General features: G+C 68.8%; 22 protein-coding genes. 9 read left to right on the forward strand and 13 right to left on the reverse strand.

The window, feature by feature from the left end:
- Positions 1 to 110 precede the first annotated feature (110 nt).
- Both G578_RS0100345 and G578_RS0100350 read left to right on the forward strand, forming a co-directional pair.
- Positions 111 to 1,067 carry an ROK family protein gene (locus tag G578_RS0100345; RefSeq protein WP_245565531.1) on the forward strand — a complete coding sequence of 319 codons (957 nt, stop codon included), beginning with the start codon at positions 111 to 113 and terminating at the stop codon, positions 1,065 to 1,067.
- A 7-nt stretch (positions 1,068 to 1,074) separates the two neighbouring features.
- Positions 1,075 to 2,391, forward strand: coding sequence for a DNA polymerase IV (locus G578_RS0100350; protein WP_028792563.1), 1,317 nt, complete (start codon positions 1,075 to 1,077; stop codon positions 2,389 to 2,391).
- A gap of 42 nt (positions 2,392 to 2,433) precedes the next feature.
- On the opposite strand, the gene G578_RS0100355 is transcribed toward G578_RS0100350, so the two are convergent.
- Positions 2,434 to 3,261, reverse strand: a complete 828-nt coding sequence (locus G578_RS0100355; RefSeq protein WP_169400800.1) for an EipB family protein — start codon at positions 3,259 to 3,261, stop codon at positions 2,434 to 2,436.
- Positions 3,262 to 3,486: 225 nt separating this feature from the next.
- Between G578_RS0100355 and G578_RS23955 the strand changes: the two genes are divergently transcribed.
- Positions 3,487 to 4,212, forward strand: coding sequence for a GGDEF domain-containing protein (locus G578_RS23955; RefSeq protein WP_084618580.1), 726 nt, complete (start codon positions 3,487 to 3,489; stop codon positions 4,210 to 4,212).
- A 132-nt stretch (positions 4,213 to 4,344) separates the two neighbouring features.
- Here the strand turns inward: G578_RS23955 and G578_RS23960 are convergent, their stop codons facing one another.
- Positions 4,345 to 5,283, reverse strand: coding sequence for an SPOR domain-containing protein (locus tag G578_RS23960; protein ID WP_028792565.1), 939 nt, complete (start codon positions 5,281 to 5,283; stop codon positions 4,345 to 4,347).
- 206 nt (positions 5,284 to 5,489) lie between these two features.
- Between G578_RS23960 and rnd the strand changes: the two genes are divergently transcribed.
- The gene (gene rnd / locus G578_RS0100370; protein ID WP_028792566.1) at positions 5,490 to 6,650 is read left to right on the forward strand and encodes a ribonuclease D; all 1,161 of its coding nucleotides are present in this window, start codon (positions 5,490 to 5,492) and stop codon (positions 6,648 to 6,650) included.
- A 17-nt stretch (positions 6,651 to 6,667) separates the two neighbouring features.
- On the opposite strand, the gene G578_RS23965 is transcribed toward rnd, so the two are convergent.
- From G578_RS23965 to G578_RS29295, 6 genes are all read right to left on the reverse strand, one after another.
- Complete coding sequence (locus tag G578_RS23965; protein WP_084618581.1) at positions 6,668 to 8,197, reverse strand: Ppx/GppA phosphatase family protein; 1,530 nt, start codon at positions 8,195 to 8,197, stop codon at positions 6,668 to 6,670.
- Between the two features lie 21 nt (positions 8,198 to 8,218).
- On the reverse strand, positions 8,219 to 10,363 hold the full coding sequence (locus G578_RS0100380) for an RNA degradosome polyphosphate kinase (protein WP_051243717.1): 2,145 nt from the start codon (positions 10,361 to 10,363) through the stop codon (positions 8,219 to 8,221).
- A 194-nt stretch (positions 10,364 to 10,557) separates the two neighbouring features.
- A complete protein-coding gene (locus tag G578_RS0100385) occupies positions 10,558 to 11,337 on the reverse strand; it encodes an SDR family oxidoreductase (protein ID WP_028792568.1) in 780 nt (259 codons plus the stop codon).
- A gap of 39 nt (positions 11,338 to 11,376) precedes the next feature.
- Positions 11,377 to 12,153 carry a P-loop NTPase family protein gene (locus G578_RS0100390; RefSeq protein ID WP_028792569.1) on the reverse strand — a complete coding sequence of 259 codons (777 nt, stop codon included), beginning with the start codon at positions 12,151 to 12,153 and terminating at the stop codon, positions 11,377 to 11,379.
- Entirely contained in the window at positions 12,137 to 13,237 is a 1,101-nt protein-coding gene (locus tag G578_RS0100395; RefSeq protein WP_028792570.1) for an AI-2E family transporter, read from the reverse strand. The genes G578_RS0100390 and G578_RS0100395 overlap by 17 nt, the downstream gene beginning before the upstream one ends.
- A 5-nt stretch (positions 13,238 to 13,242) precedes the next feature.
- Positions 13,243 to 14,535, reverse strand: coding sequence for a DUF2066 domain-containing protein (locus tag G578_RS29295; protein ID WP_028792571.1), 1,293 nt, complete (start codon positions 14,533 to 14,535; stop codon positions 13,243 to 13,245).
- Positions 14,536 to 14,659: 124 nt separating this feature from the next.
- On the opposite strand from G578_RS29295, the gene purM reads away from it, so the two are divergent.
- The 4 genes from purM (at position 14,660) to G578_RS28885 (ending at position 17,328) form a co-directional block, all read left to right on the forward strand.
- A complete protein-coding gene (gene purM, locus G578_RS23970) occupies positions 14,660 to 15,781 on the forward strand; it encodes a phosphoribosylformylglycinamidine cyclo-ligase (protein WP_425425855.1) in 1,122 nt (373 codons plus the stop codon).
- The gene (gene purN / locus G578_RS0100410) at positions 15,781 to 16,389 is read left to right on the forward strand and encodes a phosphoribosylglycinamide formyltransferase (RefSeq protein ID WP_028792572.1); all 609 of its coding nucleotides are present in this window, start codon (positions 15,781 to 15,783) and stop codon (positions 16,387 to 16,389) included. Before purM ends, purN begins: the two co-directional genes overlap by 1 nt.
- Positions 16,390 to 16,479: 90 nt before the next feature.
- Complete coding sequence (locus G578_RS0100415; RefSeq protein WP_028792573.1) at positions 16,480 to 17,094, forward strand: HupE/UreJ family protein; 615 nt, start codon at positions 16,480 to 16,482, stop codon at positions 17,092 to 17,094.
- A 99-nt stretch (positions 17,095 to 17,193) separates the two neighbouring features.
- Positions 17,194 to 17,328 carry an aa3-type cytochrome c oxidase subunit IV gene (locus G578_RS28885; protein WP_084618582.1) on the forward strand — a complete coding sequence of 45 codons (135 nt, stop codon included), beginning with the start codon at positions 17,194 to 17,196 and terminating at the stop codon, positions 17,326 to 17,328.
- An 85-nt stretch (positions 17,329 to 17,413) separates the two neighbouring features.
- Here the strand turns inward: G578_RS28885 and ndk are convergent, their stop codons facing one another.
- Entirely contained in the window at positions 17,414 to 17,836 is a 423-nt protein-coding gene (gene ndk, locus G578_RS0100425) for a nucleoside-diphosphate kinase (protein WP_028792574.1), read from the reverse strand.
- A gap of 139 nt (positions 17,837 to 17,975) precedes the next feature.
- Entirely contained in the window at positions 17,976 to 18,425 is a 450-nt protein-coding gene (locus tag G578_RS0100430) for a DNA polymerase III subunit chi (RefSeq protein ID WP_028792575.1), read from the reverse strand.
- Between the two features lie 89 nt (positions 18,426 to 18,514).
- Here G578_RS0100430 and putA point away from each other — a divergent pair, with 89 nt between their 5' ends.
- A complete protein-coding gene (gene putA, locus G578_RS0100435) occupies positions 18,515 to 22,159 on the forward strand; it encodes a bifunctional proline dehydrogenase/L-glutamate gamma-semialdehyde dehydrogenase PutA (protein WP_084618583.1) in 3,645 nt (1,214 codons plus the stop codon).
- 70 nt (positions 22,160 to 22,229) lie between these two features.
- On the opposite strand, the gene G578_RS0100440 is transcribed toward putA, so the two are convergent.
- The 3 genes from G578_RS0100440 to G578_RS0100450 form a co-directional block, all read right to left on the reverse strand.
- On the reverse strand, positions 22,230 to 23,447 hold the full coding sequence (locus tag G578_RS0100440; RefSeq protein WP_051243416.1) for an MFS transporter: 1,218 nt from the start codon (positions 23,445 to 23,447) through the stop codon (positions 22,230 to 22,232).
- The gene (locus tag G578_RS0100445) at positions 23,444 to 24,469 is read right to left on the reverse strand and encodes a permease (RefSeq protein ID WP_028792578.1); all 1,026 of its coding nucleotides are present in this window, start codon (positions 24,467 to 24,469) and stop codon (positions 23,444 to 23,446) included. The genes G578_RS0100440 and G578_RS0100445 overlap by 4 nt, the downstream gene beginning before the upstream one ends.
- A 63-nt stretch (positions 24,470 to 24,532) precedes the next feature.
- Positions 24,533 to 24,844 (reverse strand): ArsR/SmtB family transcription factor, encoded by a 312-nt coding sequence (locus tag G578_RS0100450; RefSeq protein ID WP_028792579.1) that lies wholly within the window; start codon positions 24,842 to 24,844, stop codon positions 24,533 to 24,535.
- Between the last annotated feature and the right edge of the window lie 19 nt (positions 24,845 to 24,863).

Below are 24,863 nucleotides of genomic sequence, written 5' to 3' on the forward strand. Positions count from 1 at the left end.
TTGATCCGTTCTGGGATACACTCGACCCGTTTTGACGAGCCGGATAGAGATAATATCAAGCCCTGCAACCCGATTCCATCACCGACGGGCTTATCACGGATGAGGCAGTTTTGCACCAAAAGCCGATCCAGCGCCACCTGCGCATAGGCGTCGACCTCGGCGGCACGAAGACCGAGGCGATCGCGCTGGCCGAGGACGGCCGCGAACTGCTCCGCCGGCGGGTCCCGACCACCCAGGGCGACTACCCCGGCACCGTGCGGGGGGCGGCGGATCTGGTGCGCGCCCTGGAATCGGAGCTCGGCGCCCGGGGCACGGTCGGTGTCGGCATTCCCGGCAGCCTGTCGCGGGCCAGCGGCGTGGTGAAGAACGCCAATTCCACCTGGCTGAACGGCAAGCCCCTGGACCGCGACCTGTCGCAGGCCATGCAACGGCCGGTGCGGGTGCAGAACGACGCCAACTGCTTCGCCGTGTCCGAGGCGACCGACGGCGCGGCACGGGGCGCGGCCATCGCCTTCGGCGTGATCCTGGGCACCGGCGTCGGCGGCGGCCTGGCCATCCACGGACGGGTGGTCGACGGTCCCATGGGAGTCACCGGCGAATGGGGGCACAATCCCCTGCCCGCCCCGCTGGACGACGAACGGCCCGGTCCGGCCTGTTACTGCGGGCGCCATGGATGCCTGGAAACCTTCCTGTCCGGCCCGGGCATGGCCCGGCGCTTCGCCGAGAGCGGTGGCCCCGGCCTGACCGCCGCTCAGATCGCCGAGGCGGCCGAGGCGGGCGATCCAGCCGCAGTCACCCATATGGCGCGTTATGCCGACCGGCTGGCCCGCGGGCTGGCCGGGGTCATCAACATCCTCGACCCGGACGTCATCGTGCTCGGCGGCGGCCTGTCGCGGGTGGCGATGCTGTACGAGCGCCTGCCACAGCTTCTGCCGCCCCATGTGTTCACCGACCGGCTCGACACCCGGATCGTGCCGCCGGTTCATGGCGACAGCAGCGGCGTGCGCGGGGCGGCTTGGCTGTGGCAGTCCGAAGAACCCGCCGAACCTCCGGCAGGAACGGAGTGAGCGGACGATGGCGGCTGGCGAAACCCTGTGCCGGGAATGCTTCACCTGGAGCCCCGGCACGCCTGCCCGCTGCCCCTCCTGCGGCTCGCCCCGGGTGCTGTTCCATCCGGAGCTACGGTCGCTGAGCATCGCCCATCTGGACTGCGACGCCTTCTACGCCAGCGTGGAGAAGCGCGACGACCCCTCCCTGCTCGACAAGCCGGTGATCGTCGGCGGCCGGCACCGCGGGGTGGTCTCGGCCGCCTGCTATGTCGCCCGGATCTATGGCGTGCGCTCCGCCATGCCGATGTTCAAGGCGTTGGACGCCTGTCCCCATGCGGTGGTGATCAAGCCGGACATGAAGAAATACGCGGCCGTCGGCGGCGAGATCCGCGAGATGATGCGGGCCATCACACCGCAGGTGGAGCCCTTGTCGATCGACGAGGCGTTCATGGACCTCGGCGGCACCGAGCGGCTGCACCGCGCGCCGCCGGCGGAGACCCTCGCCCGCCTCGCCAAGCGGGTGGAGGAGGAGGTCCGCGTCACCGTCTCCATCGGGCTCAGCTTCAACAAGTTCCTGGCCAAGGTCGCCTCCGACCTGGACAAGCCTCGCGGTTTCCACGTGATCGGCCAGGGCGAGGCGCTATCGTTCCTGGCCGACCAGCCGGTATCGATCCTGTGGGGCGTCGGCAAGACGCTGCAGCGCAAGCTGATCGATGACGGCATCCGCACCATCGGCGACCTCCAGCCGATGGAGGAGACCGACCTGATGCGCCGCTACGGCAGCATCGGCCAGCGCCTCGCCCGGTTCTCCCACGGCCGTGACGACCGGCGCATTGAGCCCGGGTCGGTGGTCAAAAGCGTGTCGAACGAGACCACCTTCGACACCGACATCTCGGATATCGACGTGCTGCGCCCCTATCTCTGGCGGCTGAGCGAGGAGGTGTCGGGTCGGCTGAAGCGCAAGGCGATCGCCGGCGGGGTGGTCACGCTGAAGCTGAAGACCAAGGATTTCAAGATCGTCACCCGCCAGCAGCACCTGCTGGCGCCGACCCAGCTCGCCGACCGGATCTACCGCACCGCCGACGCGCTGCTGTCAAAGCAGGCCGACGGCCGGCGGTTCCGGCTGATCGGGGTGGGGGTGAGCGATCTCGCCGGCGAGCGGCTGGCCGACCCGGCGGATCTCGCCGATCCGGGCTTCGAGACCAGACGCAAGGTGGAGGGCGCCATGGACGCGGTTCGCGCCAAGCTGGGCGACGCGGCCATCACCAAGGGGATCGGCCTGAAGGCCCGCAAGATCCGTCAGCAGCCGTCCGACAAGATGCCGGAAGGCGAGGAACTCTAAGGCTCGGAGCACATCGATCCGAGCCGTCCGCGCTCCGGACCGTCAGCAGTCCGGCGCCGGCAGCGCCTCGACCTCCTCCAGGCTCATGCGGACCGAGAAGTCCGAGTAATGCACCAGGATCAGCCGGGCGATGCCGTTGGCCAGGACCTCGATGCTCATCTCGAAATCGGGTTCCGAGCCCTCGCTGTCCGGGCCGAACCAGGCCAGCCGCGAGGGATAGTAGGTCCCCTGCACCGCCTCGGACTTGATCGACGGCAGGACGTCGTCCTTGCCCTTGCCCAGCACGGCGGAGATCAGGGACGGCGCCTCCGGTTCGCCACCGTCGAACACCGGCGCCCGCAGGAAGCGCTTGCCCGACGTGGCGGCCGCGATCATCCGGATCGTGTGCTCGGTCGGGAACAGGGTGTCCTTCGGCAGCTTCAGCTCCTGCAACTCCGGCTCGGCGAAGGTGACCTTGCCGGGGCCGGACCCGAGCGGCAGCGGCATCACCGCCTTGCCCTCGATCCGCTCCTCGCCGCCGCCACGGTCGCGCTTCACGAAGAAGCGGTAGATGTCGCCGGCCTTGGACTCCCAGGTCGAATAGGTCGACTGGATCACCGAGCCGTCGCCGTCGGCACGGGAGAACTCCATGGCATAGCGCTGCTCGACGGCCCAGCCGTCGCAGGCGTCGCGCCACTCGAAGCCCATTCGGCCCTGGACATCGACGATCGACGAACCGGATGCCGCCTTGTCCAGCGTCACCTTGTACAGCGCGCGGTGGGGCAGGATCTCAACGGCGGTCGCCGGACTGGCGTGCGTCTGTCCGACGACCGCCGTCATGCCCAACACGGCAACCGCAACAACAGCCGCGGCCCGGGCTCGGTGCAACATATGCCACTCCTTCATGCTCACTCTCCGCCGACTATTACACGTCGAACAGGGCGGAAAAATGGCCCCTGTCCGCGCCACCGCATCGGCAAGTTTTTCCCAATGCAGGATCCTCTCGGTAACGCTCGAAAAATTCATAAACGGTTTCATACTCTTACGCGACAGACAGAAACGCCGCACATGGCACGGCCGATGCATGGACCGGGGTGACCAACGTGCGAGGTGACCATGTCACACGATCCAAGCCTGATGACCGCGCCCCTGGATGGGCCGAGCGCCCGGATGTACGCCGAAGTGGCGGGCATGCTGGCCCGTTTCAATGGCGCCCTCGATCCGGCCAATGATGCCGAGGAGCTGAGCCCGACGGAAACGACGGCGGCCCTGAAGCTGGCACTGGTCGCCATGACCGAGGCGCAGAAGCGCATCGAGCGTCAGCAGATGCGGATCGCCGAGCTGGAGAGCCTCTCCGTTACCGACGAGCTGACCGGGGCCATGAACCGCCGCGGTTTCGATATGCAGCTGCGCAAGTCGATGGCGCATCAGAAGCGCCACAGCCAGGAGACCGACGAGCAGCATGGCGGCGTCGTCCTGATGATCGACCTGGACCGTTTCAAGGCGGTCAACGACACCTACGGCCATGCCGCCGGCGACGAGCTGCTGCGCCTGGTGGCCGGCGTCCTGACCCGCGACGTGCGCGCCAGCGACACCGTCGCCCGCCTGGGCGGCGACGAGTTCGCGGTGCTGATGCCGGATCTGGACGCCGAGGACGGGCTGACCCGGGCGCGGCGGCTGGAGAAGCGCCTGAATTCCACGAGACTGAGCTGGGGGGAACTGGTTCTGCCGGTCTCCGCCAGTGTCGGCGCGGTCAGCTTTCGGCCGCAGGACCGGCCGGCCGAAGTGCTGAACCGCGCCGACGAGATCATGTACCGGCGAAAGGCGGAGCGCCGGGCCTGACGACACCGGCCCGGCAACACGAGCGAAGCCCGGCCAAGGCGATCCACGAAAAAGGGCGGCCGAACGCCGCCCTGCCTCAATCATGATGTCAAGCGGATCGACCGGGTCTCCAGCGGCCCGGTCGTTCGCGTCTCAGCGCATCGCCACCTGATCGGCATGCGGTGCGCGCCGGATGATCCAGGGCTGCTGGCCGTCCACCTCGCCCAGGTCCGACCTGGCCACCCGCGCCTCCTGCAGTCCATAGGGGCCGATCAGGACGCGGTGCCAGACATGGCCATCCACCTCCACCGACTGAATTTCCGCCTTCCGGTCGGCGAACCGCTCTGCCAGACCCTTGGCCCGGCCGCTCTCGCGCACGGAACCGACGACGATGTATCGCGGCGCGGACGACGCGGTCGCCTGACCGAAAACGTCAACGGGCGCGTCAATAGGCGCCGCGGCGGTCAGCGCGGCCGGCATGGCCCGGGCGCTGCGGTCGCCCCGGGTATAGCCGGCCGGCGGGGTCCATGGGTCGATCGGGGCCGAAACCGAGGTCGCCGGCGCAGCGACGGTCGAGGAGATCGAGGCGGGGCGGGCGATCGGCACCGGCGGCATGGAGGCCGGAACCGCCGATTTCGGTGCGGCCAGCACGGCGAGCGACGAGGCTTCCGGTTTGGCGAGACCCGGGGTCTCGATCGGCGCACGCGGCGGCGGGCTCACCGACAGCGCGGCGGCCACCACCGTCGGCTCTTCCTGCACGCCATCGATCTTCATGGCGCCGAGGCTGATCACGGGATCGTTGTTCGAGCGGAAACTGCCATTGTCGCGGTCGCCCGGATAGGCGGCGACCACCACGCGCTCGGAGGCGGCGGCGCTGGCGGGGTCGATGTCGTGGCAGATCGCCTCGCCCATGATCGGCCGGCTGAATTCGCAATCCTGCTCGACGAAGGCGGAAAGCACATGATCCGCCGAGAACTTTCCCGTCTTCATGTAGCTGATTCCGGAGATCGCGGTCGACGCGATCGTGACCGGAATCGGCAGACATCCGCCGAGTAGCAATGGCATCGCAGCCACAGCGATGATGCGTTTCATGAGAATTCCCCCGTCCCACCAGGTGTTTAGTGTGAGAATCTTCACCTATCGGAGCGGCGAGTGCAACTGTCGCAGTTTATCTAAAATTGGATGCTGATAAGGCGGTGTGTGAACCGGTATGGCTGAAGCCCTAATGGGGGTATGGATTCGACGCCCGGTCGCGCGCACTCTTGCGCCGCCGCAAGGCTCGTGTATTACCACCCGCCATGACACTCGTCACGGACACGGAAACCCTCGCCGCCGTTTGCCAGCGAATCGCGGCCGAGCCTTACGTCGCGATCGATACCGAATTCCTGCGCGACAAGACCTACTACTCCAGACTCTGTCTGGTACAGCTCGCCGGCGAGCAGGACGTGGTCGCGGTCGACACCCTGGCCCCGGATATCGACCTGACGCCGCTGTTCGAGCTGATGGCCGATCCCTCGGTCCTCAAGGTGTTCCACGCCGCCCGCCAGGACATCGAGATCTTCGTTCATATGGCCGGCCAGGTGCCGGCGCCGATGTTCGACACGCAGATCGCCGCCATGGTCTGCGGCTTCGGCGACGCGGTCAGCTACGACCGGCTGGTGCGCGCCATGACCGGGGTGAACATCGACAAGACCTCGCGCTTCACCGACTGGAGCCACCGGCCGCTGTCGCAGCACCAGATCGACTATGCGCTGGCAGACGTGATCCATCTGCGCCCCTGCTACGAGCGCCTGGCCAAGCGTCTGGCGAAGACCAAACGCTCCGCATGGCTGGACGAGGAAATGGCGGTCCTGACCGACGTCGCCACCTACGTCACCGAGCCTGAAGAGTCCTGGAAGCGGCTGAAGACCCGCTCCACGAAGCCGAAGTTCCTTGCCGTGCTGCGGGCCCTGTCGGCCTGGCGCGAGGTCGAGGCGCAGACACGGGACATCCCGCGCAGCCGCGTGCTGCGGGACGACGCGCTGGTGGACATCGCCGCCCAGGCCCCGACCTCGGCCGAAGAGCTGTCGCGCTCGCGCTCGTTCAACCGGGAATCCGCCAGCGGCAAGACCGGCCGGGCGATCCTGGAGGCGGTCAATGCCGCGCTGGAGTCGCCGAAGGAGACCTGGCCGAAGGTGACCGACCAGCGCGAGAAGCCGCAGGGCCGCCAGCCGGTGGCCGAACTGCTGCGCGTGCTGCTCAAGGTGCAGTGCGACGCCCATGACGTCGCCCCGAAGCTGGTAGCCAGCGCCGACGACCTGGACGCCATCGCCACCGACGACAATGCCGACGTGCCGGCGATGAAGGGCTGGCGGCGCGAGGTGTTCGGCGATGCGGCACTCGCGGTCAAGCACGGCAAGCTTGCCTTCGCTTTCGATCCGGAAAAGGACCGGCTGGCGCTGATCGAGGTTCCCGGGTAGATCCGGGCGTCTCTGCGTCAGCGCTTGCCGTTGCGGCCCGGCCGCACGCTGAGCACCACCGGGCGCTGCAGGGCGTCGGACAGGGACTGCACCCGCCGCTCGACCACCTCGCCCATCAGCACCACCGCCTCCGGCGCCACGGTCAGAGCGAAGCCGTCGTCCCGGGACTCGATACGGGTGCGCCGCAGCAACGCCGTGGCGCCGCCCGACAAGGTCAGGCCGAGGCGCAGGGCCAGGCCGACCTGAACCGCCAACTGCCGACGCTCCGGATCCAGCAGTCCTTCCACCTTGCGGGCCGCCTCCAGCTGTACATGCCCGCTGTAGCGCGCCAGCATGCCGAGGCCGAGGAACACCCGGTCGGCATGGTCGAGCCCGGCCACCGGCAGCCGCGAGATCCGCAGGAAGGCGTGCTCGCCGCGGTAGCTGGGATGCTCGGCCCAGGCCATGTCGCTCAGCATGCACAGCGCCCGCACCAGCCGCTCGTCGCGCCGGGCGAAATCGCCGAAGAGCGGCTTCAGCCAGTTGAACACGGTTTCCGCCGGCGGCGCGAAACGGTTGGTCTCCCGGGCGATGGAGACGGCGGCGACCAGCAGCGGATCCTGATGGCGCTCCTCCGCCGGCAGCCGGTCGAAGATGCAGCCCTCGCGCAGCCCGAAGGCGGAGAACACCACCCGGTCCGGCTTGCCCCGGGCCAGCACCCGCTGCAGCACCAGGGCAGCCGTCGCCATGGTATCGGCCCGCCGGCGCGACACGCCCGGGGTCGCGCGGATCGACTTCTTCGACTGGAGCGCCAGGGTCGACAGGAAATCGCTCAGGGTCGCCCGGTCGATCGTATAGCCGTGGATCACCTCGATCGGATAGTTGACGGCTGCCATATGCGCCTTGGCCACGCTGCGCCAGGCGCCGCCGACCGCATAGAGGGTACGCCCCTCCAGGTTGACGAGCCAGGGCGCGCCGTCGAGATAGCCGTCGACCAGCGCCTCCATCTTGCGACGCTTGCTCGGCTCCACCTCGCCGATGCGCAGCGGGCCGACCGGCATCGTGGTATGGGCGCCGAGCTGCTGGTCGGCCACGTCGATCAGCTCCAGGCTGCCGCCCCCCAGATCGCCGACCACGCCGTTGGCATCCGGAAAGCCGCTGACCACCCCCAGCGCGGACAGCCGCGCCTCCTCGTCGCCGCCGATGATCTGCACCGTGTAGCCGGTGCGCCGCTCGATCTCGGCGACGAAGTCCGGGCCATTGGAGGCGTCGCGCACGGCCGAGGTGGCCAGCACGTCGACCCGGCCCACCCGCATGGCCCCGGCGATCGAGGCGAAGCGCTGCAGGTTGGTCAGGGCCGAGCCCATGGCCTCGACCGAGAGCGCCCCGGTCTCGTCCAGCCCCCGGCCAAGTCCGCACAGGGCCTTCTCGTTGAATACCGGGATCGGGGAAAGCCCCTCGTGGTCGTAGACGACGAGGCGGATCGAATTGGAGCCGATATCGAGGACGCCGATGCGGTGGTCGCGCCGGGCCCTCTTCGAGCGTGTGTCGGAAGTCTCGGTGGTCAGCGTTTCACTCGCGCCTAGGGCTCAGAGGGACGATCCGCCGATGGTCTTAGGACCACCGCCGCGCCGCAGCGCGCTGCCCCGTCCGGACAGGCTCGGGTTCGTCATGAAATAGGTATGCGCCGAGAAATCGTCCGCGCCGCCGGCCAGCCGCTCGAAGCGCCCGGAACTGCGCAGGATCCAGCTGTTGGTCTGGTCCTTGAGGTTGGCGACCATGATCTGATCCAGGATCTGCCGGTGGACGGTCGGGTTCTCGATCGGGACCAGATGCTCCACCCGTCGGTACAGGTTGCGCGGCATCCAGTCGGCCGAGGAGATGTACACCTTCGCATCGTCCGACGGCAACTTCGACCCGCTGCCGAATACCACGATGCGGGAGTGCTCCAGGAACCGGCCGACGATGGAGCGCACGCGGATGTTCTCCGACAGCCCCTTCACCCCCGGCCGCAGGCAGCAGATGCCGCGGATCACCAGGTCGATCTGCACGCTGGCCTCGCTCGCCTTGTACAGCTCGTCGATCAGGATCGGGTCGACCAGGCTGTTCATCTTCGCCCAGATCGCCGCCGGCCGGCCGGCCTTGGCGTGCGCGATCTCCTGGGCGATGCCCTCGATGACCGTCTTGTGCAGGGTCAGCGGCGAGATCGCCAGCTTCTCCATCTCCTCCGGCAGGGCGTAGCCGGTCATGTAGTTGAACATCCGCGCGGCGTCCCGGCACAGGGCGGGGTCGCAGGTGAAGAACGACAGGTCGGTGTAGATCTTCGCGGTGATCGGATGGTAGTTGCCGGTGCCGAAATGCACGTAGTTGCGCAGGGAGTTGCCCTCGCGCCGCACCACCAGCGAGACCTTGGCATGGGTCTTCAGGTGGACGAAGCCGTAGACCACCTGCACCCCTGCCCGCTCCAGATCGCGCGACAGCCGGATATTCGCCTCCTCGTCGAACCGCGCCTTGATCTCGACCATGGCGGTGACGGTCTTGCCGGCCTCCGCCGCCTCGATCAGCGCCTTGACGATCGGGCTGTCCTTGGAGGTCCGGTACAGGGTCTGCTTGATGGCGATGACCGACGGGTCGGAGGCCGCCTGGCGCAGGAACTGCACGACGACGTCGAAGCTCTCATAGGGGTGGTGGACGACGATGTCCTTGGCCCGGATCGCGGCGAAACAGTCGCCGGCGAAATCCCGGATACGCTCGGGGAACCGGGCGTTGAACGTCGGCCACAACAGGTCCGGCCGCTCGGAGGTGATGAGCTGGGACAGGTCCGCCAGCCCGACCATCGCCTCCAGGGCGAAGACGTCCTCCTCGGCCACGTTCAGCTCGCTGATGACCATCGCCTTCAGCTCTTCGGGCATGGCGTGGTCGACCGCCAGTCGGATCACGTTGCCGCGCCGCCGGGCCTTCAGCGCCGTCTCGAAGGACAGCACCAGATCCTCGGCCTCTTCGTCGATCTCCATCTCGCTGTCGCGGATGACCCGGAACACGCCCTGGCCGGTGACCTCGTATTTCGGGAACAGCCGGTCGACGTTCAGCAGGATCGCCTGCTCGATGGCGATGAAACGGATGGTGTCGCCGGGCAGCCGCACGAAGCGGCCGACCTGGGACGGCAACGGCACCAGGCCCTGCATGTCGGAGGCCCCGCCGGTGCCGCGCAGGGTCAGGGCCAGGCACAGGCCCTTGTTGGGGATGAACGGGAACGGATGGGCCGGATCGATGGCCAGCGGGGTGAGCACCGGGAAGACGTGCTCGCTGTAATGGGCGCGCAGGAACTCGCGGTCGTCCTCGGTCAGCTCGGCGATGTCCACGAGGTGGAAGTCCACCGCCTTCAGCTCCTCGCGCAGACGCTTCATGCAGGTCTGCTGGTCGCTCATCAGGATGGCGACCTCGCGGGTGATCTCCGCGAGCTGCTGCGCCGGGCTGAGGCCGTCTTCGCTGGGCGAGGTGATGCCGGCGTTGACCATGCCCTTCAGGCCGGCCACGCGGACCATGTAGAATTCGTCGAGGTTGGAGGCGGAGATCGCGACGAACCGCAGACGCTCCAGCGGCGGGTTGCGGGTGTTGAGGGATTCCTCCATCACCCGCGTGTTGAAGGACAGCCAGGAAAGCTCCCGGTTGATCAGCCGCTCGGGGCTGTCGAGGGTGATCGCCGGTCCCTCGTCGGCCTCCGGTTTGACCACGGTCCGGTTGCGCTTCGCCGCCGGCTTACGGGGACTTTCGCTGTGGCTGGCCTGCTCGCTCACGTCGGCTCTCCTCGCTGGTCCGGCCGCTGGAAGCGGCGGGGCTGGTCCGGCCGCTGGAAACGGCGGGTGCCGTCCGATGTACGCGTCCCGTGTGACAGGAGCATGACACCGGACGGCTTTCCGGTCAGCGCTCAGAGAGTACCAGGGAACGAGCCGCCATCGAGCAGGATGTTCTGGCCGGTCATGAAGCCGGCGTGAACGCTGCACATGAAGGCGCAGGTCGCCCCGAACTCGTCGGGTTCGCCGAAGCGGCCGGCCGGGTTCTTCGAGGCCTGCTCGGCGGCGTAGTCCTCGAAGGTGCGGCCCGCCTTCTCGGCCTGCAGACGCAGGTTGCCGTATAGGCGGTCGGTAGCGAACGGACCCGGCAGCAGGCCGTTGATCGTCACGTTGTGACGCACGGTCTCGCGGGCCACGCCGGCGACGAAGCCGGTCAGACCGGCGCGGGCGCCGTTGGACAGGCCAAGATAGGAGATCGGCGCCTTCACCGCCCCCGAGGTGATGTTGACGATGCGGCCGAACTTGCGATCGATCATGCCGTCGACGGTCGCCTTGATCAGCTCGATCGGGGTCAGCATGTTGGCGTTCACCGCCTTCTGCCAGTCGTCGATGCCCCAGTCGCGGAAATTGCCCGGCGGCGGGCCGCCCGCGTTGTTGACCAGGATGTCAACGTTGCCGGCAACCTCCAGGACCTCCTTGCGGCCCTCGGGCGTGGTGATGTCGCAGGCGACCGCGACCACCTTGACCCCGGTGGCCTTGGTGATCTCCGTCGCGGTGGCCTCGATGGCCTCCTTGGTGCGGGAGTTGATCACCAGTTCCACGCCGGCTTCCGCCAGCTTCATCGCGCAGGCCTTGCCCAAACCCTTGCTGGCGGCGCAGACGATGGCCTTGCGGCCCTTGATACCCAGATCCATGCGTAAGTCTCCTCTCCTGTTCGGTCTTCACCGTTGGCGTTACTGCCCGTCGTCGTCCGCCGCGCTCTCGCGCGACCTGTCCTTGTGAGGCATGTCCTCGTGAGGCATGTCCTCTTGCGACACGTCCTCGTCGGCCATGGCCAGACGCGCGACGCGCATCGAAATCTTCCCGTCCCCCTCCAGGGCTGCCCGGTCCATCCGGTCGGCCAGACGCTCGGCGGCGTCGAAGGACCGCTCCATCCGGTTCACCAGATAGGCGATGACGTCATCGCGCACCAGGACCTGACGGTCGGCGAAATGCTTGGCGAGCACGCCCGCCAGCAGCGCTTCGTCCGGCAGTCCGATGGTCGCGACCGGCAGGGTCGCCAGCCTGGACGCCAGGTCGGGAAGGGTTATCTCCAGCCTGGCCGGAGGAGTGCGCGACAGGATAACGAGGGAGCCGCTTCGCTCAACCACCATATTGAACAGGTGGAACAGGGCCGGCTCGTCGATCCCGCCATCGACCCGGTCGACCACGGCGTTGCGCGCCTCGCCCAGGGCGTCCGGCACCGTCCGCGGGGTCAGGTCCGGCGCGTCGATCAGCGCCGCCCCGCTCGCGGCCTGCCAGACCGCGGCCAGGTGGCTCTTGCCGGCCCCGGTCGGACCGACGATGGCCAGCCCGCGCGCCGGTTCCGGCCAGTCCGGCCAGCAGTCGATCCAGGCGGCCGCCTCGGCGTTGGAGGCGCCGACCAGAAAGTCGGCCCGGCCGAGCGCCGGCCGGAAGCCGAGATCGAGGGCGAGCTGTCGTCGGTTGGCTGCGTCAGTGCTTGTGGTCATCGAACTCGGCGCGGTTCGGGGCATCGTCGGGCGGCGGTATGCCGTGAAGATGCAACGGGCTGGCGAGATAGTGCTCCAGCGCGAACCGCGTCAAGACGCCAATCACCGCCGCCACCGGCACCGCCAGCAGCACGCCCAGGAAACCGAACAGCGCGCCGCCCGCCAGCAGGGCGAAGATCACCCAGACCGGATGCAGGCCGACCGCATCGCCGACCAGATTCGGGGTCAGGAAATTGCCCTCGATGAGCTGGCCGGCCAGGAAGATCCCGGCGATGATGGCCACCGGCTGCCACGAGTCGAACTGGGCGGCGGCGAGACCGACACTGAGGATGGCGCCCAGGGTCGAGCCGACGAAGGGCACGAAGGAGACCAGCCCGGCGAACAGCCCGATCACCAGACCGAAGTTCAGCCCCGCCAGGGACAGGCCGATGGCGTAGAACACCCCCAGGATCAGGCAGACCGTCCCCTGCCCGCGCACGAAGGCGGCGAGCGTGCGGTCGATGGCGCCCATCTGCGTGCGGATCGTCGGCGCCTGCTCGCGCGGCAGCCAGCCATCGATGGTGGCCACCATCTTGTCCCAGTCGCGCAGCAGGTAGAACGAGACGATCGGCGTAATCACCAGGATGGACAGGACATTCGCCAGCCAGGCGCCGCCGCTCAACAGCTTGCCGAAGATATTGCCGACCCAGGTCAGCGCATTGCCGGCGATATCCGGCAGCTTGTTCACTGCCGATTCCTCGTCGAACCCGCTCAGCAGTTCCTGGATCTTCGGGCCCACCCGCTCGCGGATCAGCTCCACATAGGTCGGCACCGCGTTGGCGAACTGCTCGACCTGGGTCTGCAGCAGCGGCAGCAGCAGCAGCATCAGACCGATGGTGATGATGAAGAAGGCCAGCACGACGATGGTCGTCGACAGGGTCCGGCTGAGCTTCAGGCGCTCCAGCCGGTCCGCCACCGGGTCGAGCAGATAGGCGACCGCCATGCCGGCGACGAACGGCAGCAGCACGTCGCGCAGCACGTAGATCAGGATCAGGAATCCGGCGAGGAAGAGGAGCCAGAAGATCTGGCGCTCGCGTCTTGTCACGGCCGTTACCCGGCCGCCGGGGCCGGCAGCGGCGACACGTTGCCCGGGGCTGGAGAGAAGCCGCCCGGCCCGCCGGTCGGCGGCGCGGTGTCGACCGGCGCCGTCGTGCCCGGAGACGTGGTGCCCGGAGCCGTCGTGCCCGGCGCTGTTGTGCCGGCAGCCGGAGGTGCCGCCGGGGCGGCGCCGGGGACGGGCGTGCCGTAGCTCTCGCGCGGTGTCGGGATCTCCTGGCCGCGCTGGACCAGCATGTAGTCGCCGGCACCCGGCAGCAGACGCAGGTTCTGCTGCTCCAGGGCCACACGGAGCTGTTCGGCGCCGCCGTTCACCCAGAGATCGACCACCGCCTCGACCCGGGTGAGCTGGATCACGTCGAACCGGGAGATGATGATCGTCTTCTCCAGGGCCTCGCGGATCGCCAGCCAGCGTTTCATGCTGTCTATCGGCACCGTCACCGTCACCCGGGACTCAAGCCCGCCCTGGATCAGGTTGTCGCGCTTCCAGGCATCCTCGAGCATGGCGACCGCGCGTTGCACCGCCGCGTCGTAGGCCGTCCCGCCGCCGCCATCGGCCGACACCGTATCGGTCATCGTGTTACCCGAGCCCGACGCTCCGATCCGGCGCACCGACAGGTTCAGCGCCCCGTCGGAGCGCGGCTCGGCCACGACCACGGCCGCATCGCGGGCCCCGTAGCGCTCGGCGATGTTGGCCAGCGCCGCCTCGTCGCCGGCGGTGGCCTGAGCGGTGGTCAGTTCGCGCACGTCGGCGATATCGGCATACGGTACGACCACCGGCACGAGCCCGGCCTCCATCGACGCCCGGCTCCACGCGGCGCGGAAGGGGTTGCCCTCCTCCCACAGCATCGTGCCGTTGCTGCCGTCGAGCACCGGGATCACCAGCACCGGCAGGCTGCGGGTCTCGGCGAAGGGGACGCCGGTCTGCATCAGGAAATTGCGCACTCGGCCCGGATCGAAGGCGAAGGTCATCTTGGCGACGTAGCGCACCGCCGAACTGCGCTCGTCGGCGACCTCGAAGCCCAGGGTCAGGTTGGCCAGCTCATTGTCGGACTGCTGCCCCACCGATCCGGTTGAGCCCTTCGGCACCAACCGGTCGATGAGCCGCTCGAAGGCCAGCCGGCGGCCTTCGCGCACCGCCTTGTCGCGGGCGGCCGAGGGGCTGTCCGCGGTGGCGTCCACCGGGACGCCGCGCACAGTGTAGATCTCCTGGGCCGACGCCTCGGCGCCGCTGAAGGCCACCGCCAGAAGCATGAGCGAGGCGATGAGGATGGATCGATGGTGCACGGTTTCTTCCCACTTGCCGCTTGCGGGGAGCATGAGCGTCACGGCATAAACCCGCGAACACGTCGAAAGGTTCCCTTTATCCTGAAGGTAAATGGCAACCGGACCGGAGTTATAGCCCAGCGCGGTGGAGGACACCATAACCGCCCCTAGCGACAGTTACTCAAAGGGCCCCGGCACCGGTGGCGCGAACACCCCCCTCACCTATCGGGACGCGGGCGTCGATATCGACGCGGGCGACGCCCTGGTGGAGGCGATCAAGCCGCTTGCCGCCTCGACTAGGCGGCCGGGGGCGAACGCCGATCTCGGCGGTTTCGGCGGGCTGTTCGACCTGAAGGCGGCCGGTTTCTCCGACCCGATCCTGGTGGCGGCCACCGACGGCGTGGGCACCAAGCTGCGGGTGGCGCTGGAATCCGGCAAGCACGACACCGTCGGCATCGACCTGGTCGCCATGTGCGTCAACGACCTGGTGGTCCAGGGCGCCGAGCCGCTGATGTTCCTGGACTACTACGCCACCGGCAAGCTGGAGGTGGCCGTCGCCCGCGACGTGGTCGCCGGCATTGCCGAGGGTTGCCGCCAGGCCGGCTGCGGGCTGATCGGCGGCGAGACCGCCGAGATGCCGGGCATGTATTCCGAAGGCGACTACGACCTCGCCGGCTTCTCCGTCGGTGCGGTCGAGCGCGACCGGGTGCTGGAGCGCGACAAGGTGGGCGAAGGCGACATCGTGCTCGGCCTCGCCTCCTCCGGCGTGCATTCCAACGGCTATTCCCTGGTGCGCCGGGTGGTGGAGCGCGCCGGCCTCGCCTGGGACGCGCCGGCTCCGTTCGAGCCCGGCAAGACCGTGGCCGAGGCGCTGCTGGCCCCGACCCGGATCTATGTGAAGGCCTGCCTCGCGGCGCTGCAGACCGACGCGGTGCACGGCTTCGTCCATGTCACCGGCGGCGGTCTGGTGGAGAACCCGCCCCGGGTCTATGGCGACGCTCTGGCCCTGCGGCTGGACCTGACGAGTTGGACGCCGCCGGCCGTGTTCCCGTGGCTCGCCAAGGCGGGCGGCATCGAGGGACGCGAGATGCTGCGTACCTTCAACTGCGGCCTCGGCATGCTGGTGGTGGTGCGGGCGGATGCCGTGGAGGCCGTCGAGACTGCCCTGTCCGACCATGGCGAGACGCCCGTTCGGGTCGGCCGGATCGAGACGCGTACCGGCGACGCGGTGATGTTCGACGGTCTCGACCAGACCTGGCTGGCGTGATGGCCCGCAAACGCGTCGGCGTGCTGATCTCAGGGAGCGGCAGCAACCTGCAGGCGCTGATCGACGCCACCTCCGACCCCGCGTATCCGGCCGAGATCGCCCTGGTCGTCTCCAACAAGGCTGACGCCTTCGGCCTGCAGCGGGCCGCCAAGGCCGGGATCGCCACCCAGGTGTTCGACCACAAGGGCTATGGCGACCGCGAGAGCTTCGATGCGGCGATGGACGCGGCCCTGCGCGCGGCGGGCTGCGAGATCGTCTGCCTCGCCGGCTTCATGCGGATCCTGTCGCGCGGATTCGTGGAGGGCTGGGCCGGTCGGATGCTGAACATCCATCCCTCCCTGCTGCCCAGCTTCAAGGGCCTGCACCCGCAGCGCCAGGCGCTGGAGGCGGGCGTGAAGGTGGCCGGCTGTACCGTGCATCTGGTCACCCCGGACCTGGACGACGGACCGATTCTCGAGCAGGCCACCGTTCCGGTGCTGGACAGCGACGACGAAGCCGCGCTGTCGGCGCGGATTCTCGAGCAGGAACACCGGATCTATCCCAAGGGACTGGCGCTCCTGGCCGGCGGCGCCGTGCGCATCGAGGGACGGCGCGCGCTCACCGGCTGACGCCGACGCCGGATACCGCGCCCGACGTCTTGTTGCATCGCAAATCACCGGTCTAGACTTCCTCCATCGTCATTCTGGAGGGACTTTCCCATGCGCTCGCTCCCCGTCGCCGCCCTGGCTGTCGCGGTCCTGACCGTCACCGCGCTCGGTGCCCTCGCGACCCCGGCCCTGGCCCATGCCGGCAGCGGCCTCGTGGCGAGTTTCGCCATCGGATTCCTGCATCCCATGACCGGCGTCGACCACATGCTGACGATGATCGCCGTCGGCACCATGGCCGCCGTGGTCGGCGGGCGCGCGATGTGGAGCGTGCCCTGCGCCTTCCTCGCCATGATGATGCTCGGCGCCGCCGCCGGATCGCTGGGCCTGCCGGTGCCGATGGTCGAATTGGGGATCGGCGCGTCGGTCGTCGTGCTCGGCCTGGCCACGACCTTCGGCCGGTCGATCCCGGAAGCCGCCGCCGTCGCCCTGGCGGCGGGCTTCGCGGTGTTCCACGGCCATGCCCACGGCACCGAGATGGCCCCGAGCCTCTCGGCCGCCGAATACGGCGCCGGGTTCGTGCTGGCGACGGCCCTGCTGCATGGCTGCGGCCTGTTCGGCGCCCGGCTGCTGTGTCAACGCTTCGCGACCATGGGGGCGAATGCGGTGCATCTGACCGGCATCACCATCGCCGCGTTCGGCGCCGGCATGGTCGGAACGATGCTCTGAGCGGAGACTCAATCGGGCGCCAAGAGACTTTTCCCGCGCGCCCCGTTCCCGTATAACCCCGTCAGATGGACGAACCTGCGCCTTGGAGGAATTTGGAGCATGGCCGGTAACGATCAATTCGCTGAACTGACCCGCGAGCGGAAGGCGTTCTGGGAAGGCTTCATGAACTTCACGCTGTGGAACGGGGTCGCCATTGCGGTCCTGCTGGTCCTGCTGGCGATCTTCGTCGTCTGAAACCAGATCCCGCGCATGAAAAAAGGGCCGGTCCTCAGGACCGGCCCTTTTCGTTTCGGCGTCGGGTCGCGATCAGCCGACGCGATCAGCCGACGATTTCGTTGCCGCTGAAGAACTGGGCGATCTCGATCGCCGCGGTCTCGGCCGCGTCGGAGCCGTGCACCGAGTTCTCGCCGATCGACTTGGCGAAGGCCTTGCGGATCGTGCCCTCGGCGGCCTGCTCCGGGTTGGTCGCGCCCATGACGTCGCGATACTTCGCGACCGCGTTCTCGCCTTCCAGCACCTGGACGACGACCGGCGCGGAGATCATGAAGTCGACCAGTTCGCCGAAGAACGGACGCTCCTTGTGGACGGCGTAGAAGGTCTCGGCCTGGCCGCGGGTCATCTGGATCCGCTTCTGGGCGACGATGCGCAGGCCCGCCTCTTCGATCTTGGCGTTGACGGCGCCGGTCAGGTTCCGCTCGGTAGCGTCCGGCTTGATGATGGAGAAGGTGCGCTCGAGGGCCATGGCTCTCTCTTCCGTTGTCTTGTTTGCGGGATATGTGGCTCGGGCACAGCGCCCGGATGTCCGGTAATGGCGCGGGCCTTATAGCGACGCGGCGGGACAGCGGCAAGCGTCGCCGGCGATTCCTCGCAAGCGGAGGCCCCTACCCGGCCTTCTCCCAGCCGCCATTGTCCTTCTGGCGCCAGTAGGTGAGCGTGTGACCGGCCTCGCGCGCCGTCTTCCATCGCGCCCTCGCGGCGGCCACCGCCTGGTCGTCGCGGCCGTCGAACAGGTCGAACACCCGCTTGAAGCTGTCCAGGTCCGACGCCTCCATTCCTTCGGCCAGGAACAGGAAGGTGGCGCCGTTCGGGTTCTCCTCGCGCTCGGTCAGCCAGACCGGCTGCAGCTCCGCCTCGCCGTCCTTGCGGCAGCCGTGGGGCAGCCAGGACTTCTCCTCATAGACCCAGAGATGGGCGTTCAGCGCCTGCACCCGTTCCTCGGAGGCAAGCCGCACCACGGCGCGCTCGCCGGCCTCCAGCGTCCGCTCCAGCAGCTTCGGCAGGGCCCGGTCCATGGCCGTCGCAGTCAGATGGTAGAAGCCGATCTCGGTCACGGCGCGGCGCGCTCCGAACAGGTGTCACAAGCGATGACGGACCGCCCCTCCAGCGTGTAGGTTTCCAACACCCCAGATCGGAGAAGGCAATGACCGCACCGTCGGCCGAGCATAGCCATTCCAGCGCCCCCAATGCCACCGCTACCCATGCGAACGCGGATCTGCGCGCCGAGATCCGCGCGGCGACCCTGGCCGAGGAGAGCGCGCGGATCGCCGCCCTGAAACAGGCCGCCGGCCTGTCGGAGGCGGATCGGACGGCGATCTCGAAGGACGCGGCCCGGTTGGTGGAAAGCGTGCGCAGCTCGACCGAGCCGACCGCGATGGAGAGTTTCCTCGCCGAATACGGCCTCTCCACCAAGGAGGGCATCGCGCTGATGTGCCTGGCCGAGGCGCTGCTGCGGGTGCCGGACACGCCGACCATCGACGCGCTGATCGAGGACAAGATCGTCCCCGGCGAATGGGGCCAGCATCTCGGCCATTCCTCCTCCTCCCTGGTCAACGCGTCCACCTGGGCGCTGATGCTGACCGGCACCGTCCTGCGGCCGGGCGAGCAGCAGGGGCTGGTCACCGCCCTGCGCGGGGCCGTGCGCCGTCTCGGCGAGCCGGTGGTGCGCACCGCCACCGGCCAGGCGATGATCGAGCTCGGCCGCCAGTTCGTGCTCGGCCGCACCATCGAGGAGGCGATGAAGCGCGGCGCCGGCATGGAGGAGCGCGGCTACACCTACTCCTTCGACATGCTGGGCGAGGCCGCCCGGACCGAGGCCGACGCCCGGCGCTACCACCTGTCCTATTCCGACGCCATCACCGCCATCGCGCCCGCCTGCAAGTCCAAGGACATCCGCGAGAATCCGGGCATCTCGGTCAAGCTTTCGGCCCTGCACCCGCGCTACGAGGTGCCGCAGAAGCAGCGGGTGATGTCGCAGCTCACCGCGCGCTGCCGCTCGCTCGCCCTGCTGGCGAAGAGCGCGAACATGGGCTTCAACATCGACGCCGAGGAGGCCGACCGGCTCGACCTGTCACTCGACGTGATCGAGGCGGTGCTGAGCGACGAGGCGCTGGAGGGCTGGGACGGTTTCGGCGTGGTGGTCCAGGCCTTCGGGCCGCGCGCCCATTTCATGCTGCGCTGGCTGTATGAGCTGGCCGAGCGGCTCGACCGGCGGATCATGGTGCGGCTGGTCAAGGGTGCCTACTGGGATACCGAGATCAAGCGCGCCCAGACCCTCGGCCTCGACGGCTATCCGGTGTTCACCCAGAAGGCCAATACCGACGTCTCCTACATCGCCTGCGCCCGGCTGCTGCTGGGAATGACCGACCGGATCTACCCGCAGTTCGCCAGCCACAACGCCCATACCGCCGCCGCCATCCTGCACATGGCCGGTGAGGACCGGGACAGCTTCGAGTTCCAGCGCCTGCATGGTATGGGCGAGTCGCTGCACGGCACGGTGAAGACGGAATACGGCACCCGCTGCCGGATCTACGCGCCGGTCGGCAAGCACCAGGACCTGCTGGCCTATCTGGTCCGCCGGCTACTGGAGAACGGCGCCAACTCGTCCTTCGTGAACCAGATCGTCGATGCCAGCGTGCCGGCCGAACGGGTCGCCGCCGACCCGTTCCCACAGGCCGGATCCGCCAATCCGCATATCCCGGCACCGGCAAACATCTACGGCGGCGAGCGGCGCAACGCCAAGGGATGGGACCAGACCGATCCGGTCGATCTCGTCGCCCTGGACGAGGCCCGCGCGCCCTTCGCCAAGACCACCTGGCAGGCGGCCCCGACCCATGGCGGCGACCGGCCCGGTGCCGAGGTGATCAACCCGGCCGATCCGGACGACTTGGTCGGCCGGGTCGTGGACGCGGACGAGCAGGAGGTGGAGGACGCCATCCTGCGCGCCAGGGCCGCCCAGGAGACCTGGCGCAACCGCCCCGCCGCCGAGCGGGCGAGCCTCATCGAAGCCGTGGCCGATCTCTACGAGGCGAACGCGCCGGAACTCTTCGTCATCCTGGCGCGCGAGGCCGGCAAGACCCTGCTGGACGCCATCGGCGAGGTGCGCGAGGCGGTGGATTTCTGCCGCTACTACGCCGCCGAAACCCGCCGCTTCGGCGATGCCGAGAAAGGGCGCGGCACCTTCGTGTGCATCTCGCCCTGGAACTTCCCGCTGGCGATCTTCACCGGCCAGATCACCGCCGCGCTCGTATCGGGCAACACCGTCATCGCCAAGCCGGCCGAGCAGACCGCGCTGCTCGCCGCCCGCGCCGTGGCGCTGATGCACGAGGCCGGGCTGCCCGACGACGTGATCCAGCTCCTGCCTGGCGACGGCGCCAAGGTCGGTGGCGCCCTGGTCGGCGACCCGCGGATCGACGGCGTGTGCTTCACCGGCTCCACCGACACCGCCCGGCGCATCCAGCAGGCCATGGCCGAGACCGGTGCCGCCGACGCGCCGCTGATCGCGGAGACCGGCGGACTGAACGCGATGATCGTCGACAGCACCGCCCTGCCGGAACAGGCGGTGCGCGACATCATCGCCTCGTCCTTCCAGAGCGCCGGCCAGCGCTGCTCCGCCCTGCGCTGCCTCTTCGTTCAACAGGAGGTCAAGGACCGGCTGCTGGAGATGCTGTTCGGCGCCATGGACGAGCTGCGGCTGGGCGACCCGCGCCTGCTCTCAACCGATGTCGGCCCGGTGATCGACGAAGAGGCCCGTGCCGGCATCGAGGCGCACTGCATGGCCATGGAGCAGGCCGGCAAGGTGCTGAAGCGGCTGAAGACCCCGGCCAAGGGCACCTTCGTGCCGCCGACGGTGATCGAGGTGTCGGGCATCGAGGAGCTTGAGCGCGAGATCTTCGGCCCGGTCCTGCATGTGGCGACCTTTGCGCCGGACGACATCGACGGCGTGGTCGAGCGGGTCAACGCCAAGGGCTACGGCCTGACCTTCGGACTGCATACCCGGGTGGACAGCCGGGTCCAGCAGGTGGTCGACCGGGCCGAGGTCGGCAATCTCTACGTCAACCGCAACCAGATCGGCGCCATTGTCGGCTCCCAGCCGTTCGGCGGCGAAGGGCTGTCGGGGACCGGACCCAAGGCCGGCGGTCCGCACTATCTGTCGCGCTTCCGCACGGCGGGCGAGACGCCGGAGCCGGGACAGGCACCGGCCGGGTTCGTCGACGCCGCCGCCCTGTCGCGGCTGGTGTCCTCGGCCCGGGGACGGTCGACCCTGCGCGCGGTCGGTCGGGCGCTGTCGTCCGGCTCTCCCGCACTCAGCGCCGCCGCCGACATCGCCGACCAGGTGCTGGAACTGCCGGGGCCGACCGGCGAGAGCAACCGGTTCAGCGTGCACCCGCGCGGCGTGATTCTGTGCCTCGGCCCCAGCGCGGAGGTGGCGCGGGACCAGGCGATCCAGGCGCTGGCCACCGGCAACCGGGCGGTGGTGGTCGCCCCCGGCGCGGAGGCGGTCCTGGCCGAGTTGAAGGATCTGGCCCCGGCGCTGATCGTGGCCGAGGGCACGGTGGAGATCGGCGCCCTGTCCGAGATCGCCGGGATCGACGGCGTGGCTTATGCCGGCACCCGCGAGGACGTCCGGCCGATCGCCCAGGCGCTGGCGAAGCGCGCCGGGCCGCTGCTGATCCCGATCACCGACCGCATCGACCCGGAGCGCTACGTGCTGGAGCGGCATCTCTGCATCGACACCACGGCGGCGGGCGGCAACGCCTCCCTGCTGGCGGCGAGCGGGCCTGCTTGACCCCCAGCCGTCATCCCGGTGAGCGCCGGATCAAGTCCGGGCACAGCCGGGATGACGAATACTGGTGGGGTTACGCCGCCCGCTCCCGCTTCGCGAGCGTCATCGCCGTGAGAAACGCCATCAGCCCCACCAGGACGCAGCCGAACACCATCCAGCGCACCATCGCGTAGCCGCCGACCTCCCAGATCGCGGCACCCAGGGTGGCCGCGGCGGCGTTCGCTCCCATGAACCCCAGGGCCAGCGCGCCGGAGATCGAGCCGAACCCCTGCCGCCCGAGGATCTCGGCCGTCACCACCGGCCGGGTGATCGACGTGACGCCGTAGCCGGAACCCTGGAAGAACACGAACAGCACCAGCAGCGCCGGCAGCGCCATCGAGCCGATCAGCGACGAGATCGCCGCGATCATGAACAGGAAGGACACCGCACAGATCACCTGCATGGACAGCCGGCGCTCCACCACCATCATCGCCACCCGGCCGGCGACCTGCATCGGCCCGATCATCGAGGCGGCCAGCACCGCCGTCGCCACCGGCACGTCGCGCTCGGCCAGCATCGGCAGCAGGTGGGTGATGATGATGCCGTGGGTCAGGCCGATCATCGAGAAGGTGATGCCGAGCAGCCAGAAGGTCGGTTTGGCCATCGCCCGGCGCAGGTCGGAGGAGCTTCCCGGCAGGGGCTTGCGCGCCTCGGGCTCCTCCTCGGGCGCCGGCAGGGCGGTGCCGTAGCGGAACAGCGGGATGGCTACCACCAGGATGATCACCGCGAAGGTCAGTACCGCCACCCGCCAGCCATAGGCTTCCGACACGAACCCGGCGAGCGGGAACGAGACGGTGCCGGCGAACCCGGCGATCAGGGTGATGCGGGTGATCGCCCGGCGCGCCTCGCCGCCCATCATCCGGGTGACGAAGGCGAAGCAGGGCTCGTACAGGCATCCGGACATGCACACGCCGATGCCGAGCCACAGAACGAAGAACTGCCAGGAAGCCTGGACCACGCTCAGCAGCCCGACCAGCACGCCGCCGACGACGGCACAGACCGTGAGCACCGCCCGGCCGTGTCCCTTGTCGATGATCTTGCCCATCAGCGGGGCGCAAAGGGCGGAGCAGACCAGGGCGGCGGAATAGGCGCCGGCAAGCTCGGTCTTCGACCAGCCGAGATCAGCCTCCCAATACGCGATCAGCGCCGGGAAGCTGTAGAACATCCCGGCCCAGACGAGCGTTTCGGCAATGGCGAGGGCGGCGACGCGTCCCGTGGGAAACGCCGCCGCCGTGGAGGCGGAAGAGGTCAAACGATCACGCCGTACAGCGCTCCCATGGAGAAGGCTCCGACAAAGGCGAAGCCCAGGTATACGGCGAACACATGCGGCCGGGCCAGAGCCCAAACCGCGATCATCGCCGGAATGGAGCTGACGCCGCCGGCCAGCAGGAAGGCCATGCCCGCGCCGGGCGCCATGCCCTGCTCGATCAGCCCGCCGACCAGCGGCAGGGCGGCGTAGCCGTTCAGATAGGCCGGCACGCCGACCAGGGTGGCCCCCAGGACCGGCAGCCATCCCTCCCCGCCGATCACCGACGTCACGGTCTCGGCCGGGATATAGGCCAGCATCAGGCTCTCCAGGAAGAAGGCGACGGCCAGCCACTTGCCCAGGAACAGGGTGTTCTCCCAGGCGTTCTTGGCGAACCGCTCGCGCCGGGCCGACTCATCCCAGAACTTCCAGACGACCTGCTTGGGCGCACGCACGCTGGAGGCGCCGCAGCCGCCATTGCCAACACCCTCGCGCAGCGGGTTCTCGAAGCCGCCGGCGCGCACCACGGCGAAGGTGCCGAAGCCGCCGATCAGGCCGACCGCGATGGCGGCGAACACCTTGAATAGAGCGAAGTCCATGCCCAGCGTGCCGGCGGTCAGGAAGAACATGGATGGGTCCATCAGCGGCGAGGCCAGCCAGAACGCCATGACCGGCGCCAGCGGCACGCCCATGGACAGCAGGGCCGCGATCAGCGGGATCACGCCGCAGCTGCAGAACGGCGACAGAGCGCCCATCAGGGCGGCGGCACCGATCATCGTCACCTCCCGCCCCTCGAAAGCCCGAGCAATCAGGCCGTCGGCCCCGCTCGCCTTGGCATAGGCGGCGATGGCGATGGAGGCGAACAGGAACGGTGCCACCCCCAGCAGGGCCTCGCCGACGAAGATGGCGCTGTCCCGCGCCTGCCCGGCGTTGATGATCGCGAGCACGGCGAAAGCCGCCAGAACGACGACCAGCGTCCAGTCAATCCTGCCGGCGAGACGCCGGGTGGTCAGGGCCATGTCGGCCATCGGGTTGCTCCTTCTTCGTTATTCCCAAGAATATCGACATTCCTGGGCAAAAAAAAGCCGCGATTACGCGGCGTCGCAGGATTTGCCGCGCGCGTCGGCGCAGCACTCCCGGGTGAGATAGTCGATGGTCGCCTGCATCTCGGAATAGTTCGCGTGGCAGTACAGGGTGGTCCCGTCCCGCTCCTGGCGGACCAGATCGACGGCGATCAGTTTGTGCAGGTGGTGCGACAGGGTCGAACGCGCCGTGCCCGTGCGGGACTGGATCTCCCCCACCGGCAGTCCGTCCGGCCCGGCCCGCACAAGGGTGCGGAAGATCTCCAGCCGGGTCGCGTTGCCAAGCGCCTCCAGACGGCGCGCTGTCTCTGTGCTGTCCATGAGCCACATATATGACGGA

Origin of the sequence: Thalassobaculum salexigens DSM 19539 (genome assembly GCF_000423805.1) — a bacterium.
Lineage (GTDB): Bacteria > Pseudomonadota > Alphaproteobacteria > Thalassobaculales > Thalassobaculaceae > Thalassobaculum > Thalassobaculum litoreum.